Source organism: Sinobaca sp. TMA16-18, assembly GCF_059510535.1.
Window position 1 is genome coordinate 666834 of sequence record NZ_JCAKFM010000001.1, and the last position, 18518, is coordinate 685351.

Consider the following 18518-nt stretch of genomic DNA (forward strand, 5'->3'; position numbering starts at 1 on the left):
TATATCAGGGAAGGGGCCGTTACAATGCCAACGATTGACTCGATTATCGAATTTAACCAGACATTTGTACAAAACAAAGAATATGAGGAATACAAAACGTCTAAGTTTCCTGACAAAAAACTGGTTGTTTTAACCTGCATGGATACCAGATTATCAGAGCTTCTTCCAAGAGCCATGAACCTACAGCAGGGAGACGCCAAGATCATTAAAAATGCCGGCGCCGTTCTTTCCCATTCCTACGGAAGTATTATGAGAAGTATTATTGTAGCGCTGTATGAACTGCAGGCAGAAGAAGTTGCTGTTGTCGGCCATTATGGCTGCGGCATGGCCGGCCTGAAGCCGGAACCTATTCTTGAAAAAGCCTATAATAATGGATTAACCGATGAAAAAATAGCTGAAATAGAAGCCTCCGGAAGCAATGTCCGGGAATGGCTGAAAGGCTTTGAAAACGTTGAAGACAGTGTGCGCCAAAGCGTAAAGCTTATACGGGAGCATCCTTTTCTTCCCGCGGGCACTCCGGTTCACGGACTTGTCATTTCTCCTGAAACCGGCGAATTAACTGTAGTCGACAAAGCCGAATAACAACATAACAGAAGAGCCCTGCCATCCGGCAGGGCTCTTCTGTTATGTTGTTTTACGGAATACCCAGGAATTCAAATAGAAAAAGGCAGTCGGAAGCCCGCCGAACCGAATAAAACGGTTCGCAGTTTTCTTTAACTCCGGACGCATCTGAACTTTTTCATCTGCTAAATAGATTGCAATAATTCCTTTATTTAATAACGAGTGAAAAGCTGCGTCAGGCAGGCGTTTTAACCGCTTCCCGCCTTCCCGCTTGAACAGTTCCATCCGGCGCACCATCGTTTCCTCGTCCTGATAGTAGGTGCAGAAATTCAATTCGTCGTCCCGGATATCTTCTTCCTGATCAATAAAGTAATCCAGAAGGATATGCATTCCCTGTACATAAGGAAAGTAGCTGTTTTTTATGGTTTCTGCCTGCCACTCTGCCAGATGGCTGCGCGAAGCATACGATGCCAGCGCATAGATGCCAAGAGTGGAGCCCGTTGAAGCGCTGAACTCGTACCAGGACATGTCCGGCACGCGCTGCTTTTCTTCTTTAAACCATTCCGTTAACAGCCCTTCCCGGTCTTCTTTCTTCACATGCTTATACACCTGCAGGTTTCGGTAATGCAGGGAAAGCTCTTCCATGGAAGCACGCGCATGGGAAAAACCGGGGAAAGCTGCCACCTGCTTCTGGCAGGCTTCTACAAGCTCCTGGAGAAAGCCGTTATCCTCAGACTCCGGGTGATGCTCATAGTACGGATATGTTTTCTCTTCCGGCGCCAGAGCCAGCCGGAGTGCTTCATGAAGAGAACGGAAGTCTCTTCTGTCAAACGAATCTGTTTCATCGCATAAACTATCCAGATAGTCACAGATAATCTGATAAGCAACAATAAAGCGAAGCAGGTCGTCCCGGGCTTCTTTTCTGGTTAAAAGAGCATAGACGCCTCCTCCTTCGCTGTGAAATGTATTTTCGTTAATGCTGTTCAATGCATGCCGGCGGAGCTCTTCATTTGGAATACCGGCTGCTTTTACGCGCCATTCGTCCAAAATACTGTGGACACGCGGAACTATTTCTTTTTTTATGTGGTACATCAAAGTCCACATTGTCGTCGGGGCGCTCACTATAATTAAATCCTCCTATTGCGTAATAAAATATCAACACGGTGCCATTGTACCTTATAATCTCATGTGAATGAAATACATCATAAACCTAAATATTTCTTCACGTTCCGGCTCGTTCAATAATTCGTGATATAATCCTTTCCACTCCCGCAGCGACCGGTCTGTAATTTCAAGTTTGTTAAACCAGTGGTGGGTGGCATGCTTATCTACTATTAAATCCATACCTGCCTGCATGACAAGAAGCGAGACATCCGGAAATTCCAGAGCATCTGCGTGGCTTTGCCTCATCGCTTTGACTAGTTCCTGGTACCAGCGTACGGTTACCGTGGAGGTATTCCACTCATCTGTTTCATAAGAGGCTCTTGCTTCTTCATTTCGTGTTACATCCGCTGCCTGAATGCCTGATTTCGAGCTGAATGTCGGATTTAGGCGGTGCAGCATTTTTGTACTGAAGTCTCTCATCCGGCCCGGCCGCTGATAAAGGCTCAAACAAGGTGAGGATAATACAACTCCCCGGATCCGCATTCGCCTTTCCATTAATGTACGGATTGTAATTAATCCGCCCATACTGTGCCCGAATAAAAAGACAGGCAGTTCATACCCTGCAGCTTCTGTATACCAGGTGAATACGGCATCTATGTACTGGTCAAAGCTGTCTACATGCCCTCTCTTCCCACGGGTTCTTCCATGCCCCGGCAGATCCCCGCTTACGACGTTAAACCGCTGGCGGTTCAGCTGTTCAATCATCCACTCATACCTTCCATGGTGTTCCCCGTTGCCATGCACAATAACGACGGTCGCCCTCGGCCTTTCGACTAACCATGTTTTCATTACGTTCCTGACCCGCCTCTCCTGCTTACTTCTCTGTTTATTTCAACTTTGATACACTAGTACTATAAGTGTACAATATATTAACTCATATAGGAGGACTTCATGAAAATATATCCTTACGACGGAACATATCCTGATATCGCGGATAGTGTCTACCTTGCTGATTACTCTATTATTACAGGTGATGTAAAAATAGGCGAGGAATCAAGCATATGGTTTCATACGGTTATCCGGGGAGATGTTGCCCCTACCGTTATCGGAAACCGGGTAAACATTCAGGATCATTCAGTGCTGCACCAGAGTCCAAAAAACCCTCTTATTCTAGAAGATGATGTCACAGTCGGTCATAAAGTGATGCTGCACAGTGCCATTATACGTAAAAACGCTTTAATCGGCATGGGGGCCACCATACTCGACGGCGCAGAAATTGGCGAAGGCGCCTTTGTCGGTGCCGGCAGTCTTGTTCCTCCCGGAAAAACGATTCCCCCTCATTCACTTGCATTTGGAAGTCCAGTTAAGGTTATCCGCGAGCTGAATGAAGAAGATAGAAAAGATATGGCACGAATCCGCCAAAGTTATGTAGAAAAGGGACAGTATTATAAACGGATCGCGGAAGAAGAAAAAAATAAGCAGAACAGCTGATACATTTTTCGGTTTGACGCTTATTTTGCTTGTAAAATGAAAAAAAGCACCCATCCAGAGGATGAGTGCTTTTTTGTTTTTATACGTCTGTTTCGGGAGTCTGTTTGTCTTTTGGCATTGCTTCACTCTCAGAAGGATCCTGCCCCATTCCCTGAAGAAAGCTTACCATCAGGGTAATAGTGCGGTTGACTTCCGGATCTCTCAACAGCTTAAGAAGGGAGAAAATACTTGTTTTTTGTGGATTTTCTTCCTCGTTGGAAACCCGTTCCAACCCGTTGTTCAAACGATCCAGCATCGGCTTGATCTTCTCTATATCGATAGAACCTGCGAGTCCGCCCATGAGAAGAAGGTTTCTGATACTTTTCGTTACTCCCGGCTGATCGACGGTTTTCACGAGAATATCCATTACTTCTTCCCCTTCTTTCAGAAGGCCGTTGATAATGGTAAGAACGCCTTTGCTCTGAAGGCCATTTAAAATTTCAATAGAGCTCAGGATTCCTTCTTTATTGGCTAACAGAACCTCTTCAATTTCTTTTAAATCCTGCTTCTGCTGTTCTTCCTTACTCAGGGTGCGCCTTTGAATCGACGTAATCGGCTCTGCCATTTAAGAGTCCCCCTTTTTCACTAGGCTTTTAGTTAAACCACGGTTCTTTTTAACCGTGTCACCTGGGAATTCATAATCATCGCGCTGCCATTTGCGGTGCACTTCCACCCCAATTTGAGGCTGGGGATTACCATAGCGGAAGTTATGCTTTGGAAGCGGTGTTTCGCCTTCTACTTCCAATACTTCCATTTTTGCTTTTACTTCTTTATATGCAGGTGTGTCCGTATCTTTATCTGAATAACTGCTTGTCAACAGGTTGATAGCTGCATCTCCACTGTCATTCATTGTTACATACAGCTCATTACCGGCTACTCTTTCTGTAACTAAACATTTCACTTTAATGGCTCCATATGGAGAAATGATGCGGACAAGAGAACCGTCCTTTACATTTCGTTCAATCGCCAGTTCAGGAGAAACCTCAACAAAGTTATTCGGTGTTTTGTCTTTGATACCTTTAGACCGGTAAGTCATATTTCCTTCATGGAAATGCTCAAGCATTCTGCCGTTGTTCACATGCAGGTCATACTGCTCATCATACTGGACAGGAATGGTCCAATCTACAGGATACAATCTTGCTTTGCCGTCCGGGAATGGAAATTCATCCAGGAACAGTACAGGAGAATCCGTGCCGTCTTTAAATACCGGCCACTGCAGGCTGTTGTAGCCTTCCAGGCGGTCGTAGGAAACCCCTGCAAAAATTTCTGCAAGCGCTGCGGCTTCATCCATAATCTCAGATGGATGGGAATAATTCCATTCAGCTCCCATTGCGTTAGCCACTTCCATAATAATCTGCCAATCCGGCTTGGATTCACCCATTGGCTCCAACGCTTTATACAGTCTCTGGAAACGGCGCTCCGTATTTGTAAATGTGCCGTCTTTTTCAAGACTTGGACTTGCCGGAAGTACTACGTCTGCAAACTGGGCCGTACGGCTGAGGAATACATCCTGCACTACGTAGAAATCCAGCTTGGCAAGAGCGTCCTGAACGTAATTGATATTCGAATCAACCAGGCTCATTTCCTCGCCTTTCAAGTACATAGCTTTCAGCTTGCCATCATGGATCGCATCAATCATTTCGTGGTTATTTAAGCCTTTATCAGCCGGAAGTTCTACACCCCAGGCATTTTTGTACTTTTCACGGACTTTTTCATCCATAACATCTTCATATCCAGGCATTTTGTCCGGCATGCTTCCAAAGTCGCTGGCACCCTGTACGTTGTTGTGGCCTCTAAGAGGATACGAGCCGGCGCCCGGCTTGCCGTAGTTTCCTGAAACCAATAGCAGGTTGGAGATCGCGGTACTCGTATCGCTTCCTCCTAGATGCTGCGTAACACCCATAGCCCAAAGAATACAGGTCGTTTTCGCTTCATAAATGCTTGTGGCAATTTCAATAATATCCTCTTTAGCTACGCCGGTTTTTTCAACAGCATAGTCAAGGGTGTACTTATCGAGGTTGGCTTTGAATTCATCCAGACCGTTTACTCTCTCTTCAAGGAACTTCTTGTCTTCCCAGCCTTGATCAAGAATGTATTTCGCTGCGGCAGAAAGCCAGATGAGATCTGTACCGGAGTTCGGACGAATAAACAAATCAGAGCGTTCTGCCATTTCGTGCTTACGAAGATCCGCCACAATCAGCTTCTGGTTTCTCAGCTTATGCGAGCTTTTTACTCTTGTTGCAAGAACCGGGTGGGACTCTGAAGTGTTCGTACCTACACCAATCACAAGCTCGGAGTTTTTAATGTCCTCAATGCCGCCGGAGTCTCCTCCGTAACCTACTGTGCGGAAAAGTCCCATTGTAGCGGGAGACTGGCAGTAACGGGAACAGTTATCGATATTATTCGTACCAATAATGCCTCGGCCAAGCTTTTGCATGAGGTATGACTCTTCATTCGTTGTTTTTGAAGAACTAATAAAGCTGAGCGCATTAGGTCCGTGCTCTTCTTTAATAGAAGTGAATTTTGATTTAATAAGAGCGATAGCTTCATCCCAAGTAGATTCTACAAAGGAGTCACCTTTACGGATAAGCGGCTTGGTTATACGTTCTTCACTATTTGTATAATCCCAGCCGAACTTACCCTTCACACAGGTCGAAATTCCGTTTGCCGGTGCCTCTATCTGCGGATCGATTTTTAGAATATCCCGTCCTTTTGTCCATACATCGAAACTACAGCCGACTCCACAGTATGTACATACTGTTTTTGTTTTTTCGATGCGGCTTTCACGCATTGCTGCTTCCATATCGGAGATCGCAAGGATAGAGCTGTAACCCGTTTCGACCTGCTTGGTTACTTCAATCATCGGACGAAGCGTCTGCTGATCGATTCCAGTCATGTAGCCGGCTTCCCCTACCATTGATTTTTCGATAAGAGCGTTACATGGGCATACTGTAGAGCAGTGGCCGCAGGAAACACAGGAAGATTCATCGATCGGCACATCATTGTCCCAGATAACACGGGGCTTTTGAAGCTCCCAATCAATCGAAAGCGTTTCCGTTACCTGAATATCCTGACAGGCTTCTACGCAGCGTCCGCAAAGAATACACTGGTCCGGATCGTAACGGTAAAACGCGTTTGTATTATCTTCTTCATACGGTTTTGGTTCAAAAGGTTCGCTTTGATGCTCGACCTGCATTTCCTTAACCGTGTTATGTATTTCACAGCCGCCATTATTATAGTCGCAAACTGTGCAATACAATTCATGGTTATGAAGGATCCGGTCCATTGCCACAACTTGCGCTTCCTGTACATCTGATGACACAGAATCTACAACGTCTCCATCATTTAAAGGCGTGGAGCACCCTCGTACCATTTCCCCGTTCACTTTCACCATGCATGTATCGCAGGTTTCAATAGCACCAAGGCTTGGATGATAGCATACATTAGGAAGTTCTGACGGTGTTCCGATTGTATATTGCAGGACACTCTGGTCATTTTCTACTGTTTTCTTTTCACCGTTAAAGGTGATTTGAATTCTTTCCGGCAACGATCATCATCCCTTTCTATACTTCTTGAGTTATAAACCCAAACTATATCAAGAATATACCCTTAATTGGATTTTGACAAACGTTGAGGAAAATGATCCAAATTATGTAAAGTACTAGTATTACTGGTTAATTAATGTTTATGGGGAAGGTTAAGCGGCATTATTTGTGAAATGCCTGCCAAAAGACCTTCTGTTCCCTGATAACCTATTAGGACGATTAACGCAGCTGCAGTAAAAATACCATACCCTGTTTTATTCATTCAAATCACCTCTCTTCTCTTAAATTAGTATAATATAACTAATATTCATTTGATTTTTCTTTAAAATGCCATTTATAGCTATTTTATATAGACTTTTTACTTCCACCTTTAGTACCTGTTTGTTATAATAATTATAGGAATACATAGAAAGGAGGAAATCTAGTGGATTTTTCGAGAGTAGGGAAGAAAATTCAGGAGCTGCGCCAGTACCATCAAATGACCCAGGCTGATCTTGCGGATGGGATCTGTACTCAGGCTCAAATCAGCAAAATTGAAAACGGATCAATTATTCCGTATTCTAATACGCTGTTCCAAATTGCCGAAAAACTTGGCGCAGACATGTATTATTTCTTTGAAGAGGCTGTTTCGGAGCGGCCTGATTATGTACAGGACGTTTTTGACCAGCTTGAACACTGCCGCTTCACACAGGATTATAAGCAGATGGAAGCATTGATTTTATATGAAAAAGACAACCCTCTATTTACGCCTCCTCTGTATAAACAGTACATAGCCTGGCATAAAGGGATATTTTTATACCATCTTTATAGAAGAACCGAAGAAGCCTTCGAGCAGCTTCTCTTTTCCATCTCGATTGACCCTAATCCTTCTTTCACGGAAAGAAAAGCCGAAATAAGCAATTCTTTAGCTGTGTTTTACAATCTGGAAAAACGCTACGAAGATGCGGAAACACTTTGTAAAGAGGCGCTTACTAAATGGAAAGGGATGAAAAAAAGAAAAGATCCCTCTATTGAAACGAGATTAACGTATACGCTCGCTATATCGCTCACGAAACAAGAACGGTATAAGGAATCGGCGCAGTGGTGCGAACAAGGTATAAAACGATGTCTCGAAACAAGAACGATGTATGTATTCGGGGAACTGCTTTACCAGAAGGGCCGGAACCTGCTGCTTCTTGGGGAAACGAAAAAAGGGCTCGAGCATTGGAATGATGCATCCGGCATGTTCAAATCCACACGCCAGCAGCAACTCGTAGATTTAATGGAGAAGGAGTTGAATCAGTTTATCAAGGAAGGCGTACTAAAAGAAACACATTATGAATAAAAAAGAAGACGACCCTTTTGCAGGGCCGTCCTTTTTTATTGCTTATTTGCTTTTGCAAGCTGGCTTAACAGTTCAGCTTTGTCCGTTTTTTCCCACGGAAGATTAACGTCTGTACGTCCGAAGTGGCCGTATGCAGCCGTTTGTCTATAAATAGAACGGCGCAGGTCCAGCATTTTAATAATACCTGCAGGACGAAGGTCAAAATTCGCCTTTACAAGGTCTACTAATACGCTCTCTGATACTTTTCCGGTACCGAACGTTTCAACGGCAATAGAGACAGGCCGCGCTACTCCAATGGCATATGCAAGCTGTACTTCGCACCGGTCTGCCAGTTCAGCAGCTACTATATTTTTCGCAACATAGCGGGCTGCATAAGATGCAGAACGGTCCACTTTTGTCGGGTCTTTTCCTGAGAAAGCCCCGCCGCCGTGACGAGAGTATCCTCCATACGTATCAACAATAATTTTCCTTCCGGTCAGGCCGGCATCTCCCTGAGGACCGCCAATAACAAACCGTCCGGTTGGATTCATAAAGTATTTTGTTTCTTCATCTAAAAGAGTTTCCGGGACTACCGCATCAACAACGTGTTCTTTCAGATCGCTGTCGATCTGTTCCAATGTAATATCTTCCTGATGCTGGGCGGAGATAACAATCGTTTCTACACGAAGCGGTTTGCCGTCGTCACCGTATTCGATTGTTACCTGTGTTTTACCATCAGGACGAAGATAAGGCAGTATTCCTTCTTTTCTTACGTAAGTCAGCCTTCTGGCTAATTTATGAGCTAAAGAAATCGGAAGAGGCATTAATTCTTTTGTTTCGTTATCAGCATAACCAAACATAAGACCCTGGTCTCCGGCTCCAATTGCTTCCAGTTCATCCTCTGTCATGGAACCTTCACGTGATTCCAACGCAACATCGACTCCCTGAGCGATATCTGCTGACTGTTCATCAATAGAAGTAAGAATCGCACATGTTTCGGAGTCAAATCCGTACTTCGCTCTCGTATAGCCTACCTCTTTTAATGTTTCTCTTACAATTTTCGGAATATCTACATACGTAGATGTACTGATTTCTCCAGCAACAAGCACAAGGCCTGTATTCACTACTGTTTCACAAGCTACTCTCGCATTAGGATCCTGCGACAATATCTCATCTAGTATTGCATCTGAAATTTGGTCACACAGTTTATCAGGATGCCCTTCTGTAACGGACTCTGATGTAAACAGGCGGCGTCCAATTGTTTCCATGAAATATATCCTCCTTTTTATCCTGCTTATAACTTATCTTGCCGTACTTCTGCCTGCTGCATATTTCATATGCACGCTGCCTAAGCCGCCTTATTATATAGAAGAAGAAGAGAAAGAAAACACAAAACCCCCTTTTCCATGGCGAGGAAAAGGGGGTTTCTATCCGTTCCTTTTTCGCCTCTTATCTTCCAAGACGACAGTCGTCTCTCCAGGTTAGCACCTTTCCGTTTTGTACTTACGGATGGTTGCCGGGTTTCGCAGGGCCTGTCCCTCCACCAGCTCGGGATAAGAGTATCCGTTCGAAAATATGTTACCTTAGTTCCAATCTCTTGTCAAATAAAGCAATCTCCCTTTCTTATCCACAAAAAATGTTTTTCCATTCACAGAATAGCCTGATATATTTTTTGGGAATTTCCATTTGTAGTATAGACTAATGATTTTAATGTGTTATACTAATTAACAATTAGATGATACTATTCAAGAAAAGAAAGGATTTTGCCGCCATGACTACTTTAAATTTTTCCAATGAAATTCACCACCTTCTTCATGGTGACAACATTCATATGAATCTGCCTGTTTCACACCTTGTAGAAAGAGCGTTGGCCAGAAAAGAAGGCATTCTTACAGCCAGTGGAGCCCTTAGTGTAGAAACCGGTAAATATACGGGCCGTTCTCCAAAAGACAAGTTCATTGTTGAGGAAGAGAGCGTACTTAATGATATTGACTGGGGACCAGTAAACCAGCCGATATCCAAACGGGTCTTTACAGACCTTTACAAAAAAGTAATGGCTCATCTTGCTGAACAAAAAGAACTGTTCGTCACTCAGGCCTTTGCAGGTGCAGACCCTGCCTACCGTCTTCCTATCCGGGTGATTAACGAAGATGCCTGGCACAATCTTTTTGCCAAGCAGTTGTTTATCCGCCCGTCGGAAGAAGAATTGCAGACACATGAAGCCGGCTTTACGATTATTTCCGCTCCACACTTTAAAGCGGATCCGGCTGTGGACAAAACGTCCTCGGAAGCGTTTGTTATTATTTCATTTGAAGAACGTATTGTACTAATCGGCGGCACCGAATATGCCGGAGAAATGAAAAAATCGATTTTTTCCGTCATGAACTACCTTCTTCCCCAGCAGAATGTCTTGTCCATGCACTGTTCAGCGAACGTTGGTACAGAAGGCGACACGGCTTTGTTTTTCGGCCTTTCCGGTACTGGAAAAACCACTCTTTCTGCGGATCCGAACCGCTACCTGATCGGCGACGATGAGCACGGCTGGTCTGATAACGGCGTATTTAACATTGAAGGCGGCTGCTATGCCAAATGTATTAACTTATCTTTCAAAAAAGAACCGCAGATCTGGAATGCCATTAATTTTGGAGCAGTGATTGAAAATGTTAAAACAGACAAAGACAGCCGGACTCCCGACTACGATAATGTATCCTTAACGGAAAACACGCGGGCCGCTTACCCGCTTGACAGTATCCCAAATACGATGATGCCAAGTGTTTCCGGGCATCCGTCTACGATTGTGTTTTTAACGGCTGATGCTTTCGGCGTGCTGCCACCTATCAGCAGGCTCTCCAAAGAGCAGGCTATGTACCATTTTCTAAGCGGCTACACGAGTAAGCTTGCTGGAACAGAGCGCGGCATTACGGCTCCGGAAGCTACTTTCTCCACCTGCTTCGGTTCTCCGTTCCTTCCATTGGAAGCATCCCGTTATGCGGAAATGCTCGGAGAAAAAATCGAGCAGCATGAGGTCAATGTATTTCTTGTCAATACCGGGTGGTCCGGCGGGCCATACGGCGTAGGGGAAAGAATGAACCTTGCGTACACAAGAGCTATGGTTCAGGCTGCACTGCAGGGAGAACTGCAGAGCTGTGAAACGGTTAAAGATCCATTTTTCGGTCTGCATATCCCACTTCGCTGCCCCGGTGTTCCCGATGAGGTGCTTCAGCCAAGGCAGACGTGGAAAGATACAGCAGCTTATGATGAAAAAGCAAAAGAGCTGTCTCAGCAGTTTCAGGAAAACTTTAAAAAATTCACTTCAGTGTCTGATAATATCCGTGCAGCAGGCCCGAGTGTATTTGCTTCAGCAGAATAAACAAAAAAAGCACTGCCGGCCAGCGGCAGTGCTTTTTTATGTCCAATTTCTTTGTTTCAATTCGTTCAGGCAGTAAGGAATAACGTCATCTCTCATCAGAAAACTAAAGGATACGTCGTTTTTTAAATCTGCCGGGAGATCCGTGCAGAGCACGGGTCCAAGCGTTTCCATGTAATCTTCTTTTTGGACAAGCTTTTCTACCCGTGCAAAATATACATTTTTGTAGATAACTTCTGCTTTTCCGGTTACTTTGTACTGTCCCAGCCATTCGATGGAAGCAAGCCTGGCTCCCGTTTCTTCCCAGACTTCCCGCACCGCTGCATGCTCCGGAAGTTCTCCAGCTTCCACTTTCCCGCCCGGAAATTCCAATCCGCGCCGCGAATGCCTCGTAAGCAGCCATTTTCCGCTGTATCGACAGATCACCAGTACATGGCGCGGCTCAGAAATAAAAGCACGATCGTTAAATGTCAGCTGTACTTCATTTTTATAATAATCCTGGAATGTAAAAATGTTCATGAAAGGCTCCTTTAGCTTGTGCTCCTGCTGCCCTGCTTTAATTTTTGCTGCGGAACGATTCGAAAATCCGCTGGGCCATTTTCGCTGACCTTATGCTGGAATTCTTTTTGCGTACTTGAAACTCTGCGATCATTTCCGGGCCCGTATAGCCTTCTTCTGCCAGGTCTTCTAAAATCATCTGCGACACATCTTCCTTGCCGCCTGCCATTTTTGCCTTGATTAACAGGCTGATCCCTTCGCTTAAATCAGATTCATCCATTACCGTGCCTGTCATAATTGCCGGTTCATTTCGGGGGTCGGTAATCGTAACTTCCATAACGAGCGGATTTTCCTGGTCTCTGGAATGAATAAACCAGTTCTCCTGGTCCCGGTCCACTACTGCATTAATAAGCCAGCTTCCGTCTTTTTCTTCCCGGTTGATAATTAACCCTTCTTTTAAAGGAATTGGAAGATGAACAATCTGTCCGTTCTCTTGTTCCAGGCATTGAAATGACACTAGCCGAAATGTCTTCATTCTGGTTTCCTCCTGAGTCATTCTATGTAAAAGAGGCCGAAAACCGGCCTCTTTTTGGTGACTGTTATCTTAAAGAGCCTGATACGCTTTATAGAGACGCTGCAGTCCTTCTTCCACGTTCGCACGCGGGCAGGCTACATTGATACGGATAAAGCCCGCGCCTTCTGTTCCAAAGATATGGCCGTCGCTTACAGCAAGCCTGCCTTCTTCACGAAGCCAGCTCTGCTGCTCTGTGGCAGAGAGACCGAGGGCTCTCATATCGATCCAGATTAAATAAGTGCCCTGCGGCTTAATAACATGAAGATCCGGCATGTTTTTTTCTATATATTCTTTAACATATTCTACGTTTCCGCGAAGATATACAAGCAGCTCTTCCAGCCACTCTTCGCCTTCACGATAGGCAGCTTCTGCTGCAGCCGTGGCAAACGGGTTGTTGATTTCTACAAATTCATTTGCCAGATGTTTTTCGTAGGCTTTTCTGGAATCTACCTTGTCAAACACGACATAGGATAAAGACAAAGCTGCCAAATTAAAGGTTTTGCTTGGCGCCATACACGTCATCGTTTCCACTCCGTACTCCTTTGCGATGGTAGAGAATGGAATATGCGTGCCTTCCAGAATTAAATCTGCGTGTATTTCATCCGATACGACAAACACACCATACTGTTTACAGAGTGCGGCTACTCCCTGCAGTTCTTCTTTTTTCCAGACACGGCCGATTGGATTATGAGGGCTGCAGAGTAGAAGCATCTTCGCTCCCTGCTTCATCTGCTCTTCGAGATCTTCCAGATCGAATGTAAATCCTTCTTCTGTTTCTTTTAAAGGATTTTTCATCATTTTTCTTTCGTTATTGTCAATGAGTGCATAAAACGGATAATAAACCGGCGGCTGAATGATCACACCGTCGCCTTTTTCGGTAAATGTTTGAATCAAGTGGCTGATCGCAGGAACTACACCCGGCGTAAAGGCAAGCTGCTCTTTCTCGACTTTCCAGTCAAAACGCTTTTCAATCCACGCAAGCGTTGCTTCCTGCAGGCTCTCAGGTCTGCGGTGGTAACCAAACACTCCGTGTTCTACAATTTTCTGCATTTCATCGAGTACATGCTTTGGCGCCTGAAAGTCCATATCTGCTACCCACATCGGCCATAAATCACTGGATCCGTAGCGCTCTGCGGTAAAGTCCCATTTCATTGAGTTCGTTTTCTTTCTATCGATTACATTTTCAAAAACCATGTCCTGTCGGCCTCCCAATAGCTGTTGTTTTCTTAATCTTTATACATCTTTCTTTAGTTTGCCTCTTTTACCTTCATTTTTCAAGAGGAAGGGGTTGTATCTCTCTTCTCCGTTTTTGGTCCTGTCCTTTGCAGAAATGAAGAGCAAACAGGTTTAAAAGAACGTATGTTCGTGTATAATAATAATAAGAGAACAAAGGAGGGAGATTCATTATGAACGAAGACTGCCAGGGCTTAATCGACAATTATATTTATTCTGTTTTTCTTTTAAAAACGTTACAGCATGACTCCAGGCAGTTAAACGGGCAATTTGCGCTTCAGCTTCACTATCAGTTATATTTCAGGGAATTAATAGAAGACCTGCACCAGCACATTGAACGTCTTGAGCAGGAGATGAAAGAAAAGCAGCTTCGTGTTTTATTCCCGCCGTCTTACAAAACAGAAGTACTGCTTTTCCATGTGGAAATCAACGGATGCTGGCAGGAGCTTTCTATCCCTTCCAAGGACACAAAACGTATAACCGGTAAGTATTTCATCAGCAGAGCCCGTCGGAAAGCCGGTCTTTCCACGGTATAAAAAAGCACAGAATCGGAGGGTTCCTCCTATCCGGTGCTTTTTTGTCTTTGCATTTCTTTTGTCACTTCTTGTTTGAACCCTTCGAATTGTCCCGCCATCTGCATCGTTCGCTTAATGAGACGCATTTCCGCCGTAATCGAATGCGTCGGTTCGTCCAAAAGCTCCAGCAGCATCTGCTCATCTACCAAATGAAGGTAACGATTAATCGCATATTTCATCTGTCATGCCTCCTCCGGCTGTTTTCAATTCCAGGGTCGGGTCTTTTATCTCTGTTACTAAGCTAACGAAATTAAAGCAGAAATGGGTCATAAAACGATGTTATTTTCAGCAGAAAACATAAAAAAACAGCAATGGGCTGAGTGTATCCTCAAACCATTGCTGTTAGTCTTATATGTATGGTGGAGCATAGCGGGCTCGAACCGCTGACCTCTTGGCTGCCAGCCAAGCGCTCTCCCAGCTGAGCTAATGCCCCATACTTGGAACGACAAGTTTTATTATAAGTGGATTTACACCGCGTGTCAACGTTAAAAAATTAATTCCAGTACGATCCACCCCAACGCCGCTGCAATACCGGTAATTAAGGACTGATAGATACTTTCTTTTCGAAATGACTTTTCCCTGACAAGATCAAGAATCATCCAGCCAATAAAGATGGCCAATCCAAATATGAACGCTTCAATAAACATAAGCCCCGCCTTTTTAATAGGAACATCCGTCCTCTGTTTAGAGAACGGATGCTCTGCCATATTTTTATTTTAATCGTTTTTCAAGTTCTGCTTTCTGGTCTTCAAATCCCGGTTTGCCGAGAAGCGCAAACATATTTTCTTTATATGCTTCCACGCCCGGCTGATCGAAAGGATTAACTCCCATCAAATATCCGCTCATCGCACAAGCTTTCTCGAAGAAATACACAAGATAGCCGAAATAGTATTCATTCATTTCTGGTATCTCAACGATAAGGTTTGGCACTTGTCCATCCGTATGGGCCAAAAGAGTTCCCTGGAACGCTTTTTTGTTTACGTAATCAATCGACTCCCCGGCGAGATAGTTAAGACCGTCCAAATCTTCTTTATCTTCTTTGATCAGAATATCTTCACCGGTATAATTAATGTGCAGCACCGTTTCAAAAAGGTTGCGTCTGCCTTCCTGCACGTACTGACCCATGGAATGAAGGTCTGTGGAAAAGTCAACCGCGGCCGGGAACAGGCCTTTATTATCCTTGCCTTCGCTTTCGCCGAACAGCTGCTTCCACCATTCGCTGACAAAGTGAAGCCGCGGCTCATAGTTCACAAGAAGCTCCGTCACATACCCTTTTGCATAAAAAGCCTGACGGATAACTGCATACTGATAAGCATCATTGTCAGCCAGGCTTTCGCCGGCCAGTTCTTTTCTGGCATCCTGGGCGCCCTGCATCATTTTGTTAATATCGAGCCCGGCGGCGGCTATCGGCAACAGACCTACCGCTGTAAGAACAGAATAGCGTCCTCCTACATCATCAGGCACCACAAAGGTTTCATACCCCTGTCCGTCGGCAGATGTCTTGAGTGCCCCTTTGCTTTTGTCTGTCGTTGCGAAGATGCGTTTTGCCGCTTCGTCCTGACCATATTTAGCTTCCAGCCATTCTTTAAATACACGAAATGCAATAGCCGGTTCTGTGGTCGTTCCGGATTTTGAAATTACATTGACAGATACATCTTTGCCTTCAATAATCTCCAGAAGATCCCGTAGATACGCCTGGCTCATTTGATGTCCGGCAAAGTATATTTCAGGACCTGTCCGTTTTTCGCAGGACTGCTGGTTGCGAAAGCTGTGGGAAAGGCTTTCGAGTGCCGCTTTAGCTCCAAGGTAGGAACCACCGATACCAATAACAATCAGCACGTCCGAATGACTGCGGATTCGTTCCGCCGCCTGTTGGATTCTTGCAAATTCCTCCTGATCGTAATCTTCCGGCAGGTCGACCCATCCTAAGTATTCACTGCCCGCCCCTGTTTTTTCATGAATCTGTTTATGCACGGTCGAAACGGCAGCCTGTGCCTGGTGCATTTCTTTTTCATTAAAGAAGTTAAGCGCATTGCTGTAATCCAAACGAATATGATTTGACATGTTACATCATGCTCCCTTCCATTTATATCCTCTATTCCAATGTAAAGAAGGAATGAGGGCAAAGCAAGATTTTTTTCTGAAACAACGCCTCTAATCCGTCAAATGAAGCGTTTATACAAAAAAAAACAGCTGTCCTCAAAGAACAGCTGTTTTCTTTCTACTTGCGGATTCTTTTGTTAAGGTCTGCCTGAATTTCGTTGGACTGCTTCAACCAGTCTTTAAGCTTGTCTTCAAGCGTGTTGAAGCCCTGGCTTTTCTGCTGGACTGGAGCACTCTTGGAAGCGCCTGCATATCCTGCACCGCGGCCGCTGCTTCCGAAATCTTTTCTTTCTTTTCTTTCGGGCTTCTCTGGAGCTTCCTGTGTATCACGGATAGATAGAGAAATTTTCCCGGAAGCTTCTTCAATAGATTTGATCTTAACCTTTACCTCATCACCGACAGAAAGTACGTCATTTATATCTTTCACATACCCATGCGCTACTTCAGAGATATGAACCAAACCTTGTTTTTTTGTGTCAAGGGCAACAAACGCTCCGAAAGGTTTAATCCCTGTTACCTTTCCTTCAACAATGCTACCAACCTCATACTGCTGTACCGTCATGCAAACATCTCCTAACTATTTATTAACTTAATGATTATACCATATTTCCTATTTTCCTGCAATTTGAAGTCTGAATATTTTTCTTGGATAATTAACTTCTTTTTTGATAAACTTCTTGACAACCGGCTGAAAATTCAGCTACTCTTTAACACTGTGTGTAAAACATGACTAAACATTTTTTAATAGAAGAAAGCAGGTATATACAGTGAAACAGGCAAGAGAACAATGGACATCCAAGATTGGATTTATTTTAGCGGCAGCAGGCTCTGCAGTAGGCCTTGGTGCCGTATGGCGCCTGCCTTATGTAGCAGGAACGAATGGAGGAGGCGCTTTTTTCCTGATTTTTCTGTTGTTTACGCTTCTGCTCGGCACCTCTCTTCTTCTTGCCGAGTTTATTATTGGAAGAAAGACGCAGAAAGATCCCATTTCTGCCTATAAAGAGCTGGCTCCAGGTTCTCCCTGGTATTTCATTGGGGTGCTCGGTATTTTCTCTTCCTGCCTGATTCTGTCTTTTTATGCGGTGGTCGGCGGCTGGATTGTTACATACTTATTCCGAAGCCTGTCCGGCGGTCTGACCGGCCGGTCCAGTGAAGAATACGGCGAGCTGTTCGCTTCCATTATCTCCAACCCGTGGGAAGTAGGTACTGCCCACCTCGTTTTTATTATTATTACCATTTTTGTTGTACAAAACGGTATCCAGAAAGGAATTGAGCGGGCAAGTACGATAATGATGCCGCTGTTGTTCATTATCTTTTTGCTGCTCGTTGTCCGTGCTGTCACGCTCGATGGTGCGATGGAAGGCATTTCCTTCTTCCTCATGCCTGATTTCAGCCAGGTTACCGGCGAAACGATATTATTTGCGTTAGGGCAGGCTTTCTTTTCCTTAAGCCTGGGCGTTTCTATCATGGTTACCTACAGCTCCTACCTGTCAAAACAGGACAGCCTGGTTCATTCTGCAGGATCTGTCGTCGGGCTTAGTATACTGATTGCTTTTCTTGCCGGACTGGCTATTTTCCCCGGGGTGTTTGCTTTCGGGCTTCAACCGGATGAAGGTCCGAGCCTTATTTTCACGGTGCTGCCGGCCGTATTCAGCGAAATTGCTTTTGGCGGGCTGTTTTTAAGCCTGTTTTTGATGCTTTTGTTATTCGCAACGTTAACTTCCGCTTTTTCCCTTTTGGAGATTGTTGTAACGACAGTAGCTAAAAACAATAAGCAGCGCCGTAAAAAAGCAGCCTGGATGGCAGGTCTGGCCGTTTTTCTGCTCGGCATTCCTTCCAATCTTTCTTTCGGCCTGCTTGCTGACTGGGATGTGTTCGGCGATACATTCTTTAATCAAATCGATTTTCTTGTCAGCAACGTTCTGCTTCCTCTCGGGGCGCTTCTCATCTCTATTTTTGTGCCGCTGAAAATGGGAAAAGCCGAACTGAAAAACGAACTGCTGACCGGCTCAAGCCTGCACCCTCGTTACTTTTCCGTCTGGTACTTCCTTATAAAGTACGTTACGCCTGTCGCTATTGCGATAGCAATGCTTGACTTACTTGGAATTCTATAAATAAAAGCGGG

Annotated in this window: 19 protein-coding genes, 1 tRNA gene and 1 riboswitch; of the genes, 6 read left to right on the forward strand and 14 right to left on the reverse strand. The window is 44.7% G+C overall.

What is annotated here, in order from left to right; genetic code table 11:
* The first annotated feature begins 24 nt into the window (after nucleotides 1–24).
* Complete coding sequence (locus tag AC5W14_RS03370; RefSeq protein WP_496059021.1) at nucleotides 25–582, forward strand: beta-class carbonic anhydrase; 558 nt, start codon at nucleotides 25–27, stop codon at nucleotides 580–582.
* Nucleotides 583–624: 42 nt separating this feature from the next.
* On the opposite strand, the gene AC5W14_RS03375 is transcribed toward AC5W14_RS03370, so the two are convergent.
* A complete protein-coding gene (locus AC5W14_RS03375; RefSeq protein WP_496193663.1) occupies nucleotides 625–1683 on the reverse strand; it encodes a tetraprenyl-beta-curcumene synthase family protein in 1059 nt (352 codons plus the stop codon).
* A 54-nt stretch (nucleotides 1684–1737) separates the two neighbouring features.
* Nucleotides 1738–2514 carry an alpha/beta hydrolase gene (locus AC5W14_RS03380; RefSeq protein ID WP_496059019.1) on the reverse strand — a complete coding sequence of 259 codons (777 nt, stop codon included), beginning with the start codon at nucleotides 2512–2514 and terminating at the stop codon, nucleotides 1738–1740.
* A gap of 102 nt (nucleotides 2515–2616) precedes the next feature.
* Between AC5W14_RS03380 and AC5W14_RS03385 the strand changes: the two genes are divergently transcribed.
* Nucleotides 2617–3156, forward strand: coding sequence for a gamma carbonic anhydrase (locus tag AC5W14_RS03385; protein ID WP_496193664.1), 540 nt, complete (start codon nucleotides 2617–2619; stop codon nucleotides 3154–3156).
* Between the two features lie 79 nt (nucleotides 3157–3235).
* Here the strand turns inward: AC5W14_RS03385 and AC5W14_RS03390 are convergent, their stop codons facing one another.
* The 3 genes from AC5W14_RS03390 to AC5W14_RS03400 form a co-directional block, all read right to left on the reverse strand.
* Complete coding sequence (locus AC5W14_RS03390; RefSeq protein ID WP_496193665.1) at nucleotides 3236–3760, reverse strand: helical membrane plugin domain-containing protein; 525 nt, start codon at nucleotides 3758–3760, stop codon at nucleotides 3236–3238.
* Nucleotides 3761–6742 (reverse strand): formate dehydrogenase subunit alpha, encoded by a 2982-nt coding sequence (gene fdhF / locus AC5W14_RS03395; RefSeq protein ID WP_496059016.1) that lies wholly within the window; start codon nucleotides 6740–6742, stop codon nucleotides 3761–3763.
* 131 nt (nucleotides 6743–6873) lie between these two features.
* Nucleotides 6874–7002 (reverse strand): hypothetical protein, encoded by a 129-nt coding sequence (locus AC5W14_RS03400; RefSeq protein ID WP_496059015.1) that lies wholly within the window; start codon nucleotides 7000–7002, stop codon nucleotides 6874–6876.
* Between the two features lie 162 nt (nucleotides 7003–7164).
* Between AC5W14_RS03400 and AC5W14_RS03405 the strand changes: the two genes are divergently transcribed.
* A complete protein-coding gene (locus tag AC5W14_RS03405) occupies nucleotides 7165–8064 on the forward strand; it encodes a helix-turn-helix domain-containing protein (protein WP_496059014.1) in 900 nt (299 codons plus the stop codon).
* Nucleotides 8065–8099: 35 nt separating this feature from the next.
* Here AC5W14_RS03405 and metK read toward each other — a convergent pair whose 3' ends face one another.
* Nucleotides 8100–9311 carry a methionine adenosyltransferase gene (gene metK, locus AC5W14_RS03410; RefSeq protein ID WP_496059013.1) on the reverse strand — a complete coding sequence of 404 codons (1212 nt, stop codon included), beginning with the start codon at nucleotides 9309–9311 and terminating at the stop codon, nucleotides 8100–8102.
* A 178-nt stretch (nucleotides 9312–9489) separates the two neighbouring features.
* Nucleotides 9490–9603: riboswitch (SAM riboswitch) on the reverse strand.
* Between the two features lie 211 nt (nucleotides 9604–9814).
* Between metK and pckA the strand changes: the two genes are divergently transcribed.
* A complete protein-coding gene (pckA, locus tag AC5W14_RS03415) occupies nucleotides 9815–11413 on the forward strand; it encodes a phosphoenolpyruvate carboxykinase (ATP) (RefSeq protein ID WP_496059012.1) in 1599 nt (532 codons plus the stop codon).
* Between the two features lie 36 nt (nucleotides 11414–11449).
* Here the strand turns inward: pckA and ytkD are convergent, their stop codons facing one another.
* From ytkD to AC5W14_RS03430, 3 genes are all read right to left on the reverse strand, one after another.
* The gene (gene ytkD / locus AC5W14_RS03420; RefSeq protein WP_496059644.1) at nucleotides 11450–11923 is read right to left on the reverse strand and encodes an RNA deprotection pyrophosphohydrolase; all 474 of its coding nucleotides are present in this window, start codon (nucleotides 11921–11923) and stop codon (nucleotides 11450–11452) included.
* 43 nt (nucleotides 11924–11966) lie between these two features.
* Nucleotides 11967–12443, reverse strand: coding sequence for a YwpF family protein (locus tag AC5W14_RS03425; RefSeq protein WP_496059011.1), 477 nt, complete (start codon nucleotides 12441–12443; stop codon nucleotides 11967–11969).
* A gap of 69 nt (nucleotides 12444–12512) precedes the next feature.
* Nucleotides 12513–13676, reverse strand: coding sequence for a MalY/PatB family protein (locus AC5W14_RS03430; protein ID WP_496059010.1), 1164 nt, complete (start codon nucleotides 13674–13676; stop codon nucleotides 12513–12515).
* Between the two features lie 212 nt (nucleotides 13677–13888).
* Between AC5W14_RS03430 and AC5W14_RS03435 the strand changes: the two genes are divergently transcribed.
* On the forward strand, nucleotides 13889–14251 hold the full coding sequence (locus AC5W14_RS03435) for a YhjD family protein (RefSeq protein WP_496059009.1): 363 nt from the start codon (nucleotides 13889–13891) through the stop codon (nucleotides 14249–14251).
* 26 nt (nucleotides 14252–14277) lie between these two features.
* Here the strand turns inward: AC5W14_RS03435 and AC5W14_RS03440 are convergent, their stop codons facing one another.
* The 5 genes from AC5W14_RS03440 to yugI form a co-directional block, all read right to left on the reverse strand.
* Entirely contained in the window at nucleotides 14278–14469 is a 192-nt protein-coding gene (locus AC5W14_RS03440; RefSeq protein WP_496059008.1) for a hypothetical protein, read from the reverse strand.
* 178 nt (nucleotides 14470–14647) lie between these two features.
* Nucleotides 14648–14723, reverse strand: a tRNA-Ala gene (locus AC5W14_RS03445).
* Between the two features lie 52 nt (nucleotides 14724–14775).
* Nucleotides 14776–14997 (reverse strand): hypothetical protein, encoded by a 222-nt coding sequence (locus AC5W14_RS03450; RefSeq protein WP_496059007.1) that lies wholly within the window; start codon nucleotides 14995–14997, stop codon nucleotides 14776–14778.
* Nucleotides 14998–15001: 4 nt separating this feature from the next.
* Nucleotides 15002–16354 carry a glucose-6-phosphate isomerase gene (locus AC5W14_RS03455; RefSeq protein WP_496059006.1) on the reverse strand — a complete coding sequence of 451 codons (1353 nt, stop codon included), beginning with the start codon at nucleotides 16352–16354 and terminating at the stop codon, nucleotides 15002–15004.
* Between the two features lie 157 nt (nucleotides 16355–16511).
* On the reverse strand, nucleotides 16512–16955 hold the full coding sequence (gene yugI, locus AC5W14_RS03460; RefSeq protein WP_496059005.1) for a S1 domain-containing post-transcriptional regulator GSP13: 444 nt from the start codon (nucleotides 16953–16955) through the stop codon (nucleotides 16512–16514).
* A 205-nt stretch (nucleotides 16956–17160) separates the two neighbouring features.
* Here yugI and AC5W14_RS03465 point away from each other — a divergent pair, with 205 nt between their 5' ends.
* Nucleotides 17161–18507 (forward strand): sodium-dependent transporter, encoded by a 1347-nt coding sequence (locus AC5W14_RS03465; RefSeq protein WP_496059004.1) that lies wholly within the window; start codon nucleotides 17161–17163, stop codon nucleotides 18505–18507.
* Nucleotides 18508–18518: the final 11 nt, after the last annotated feature.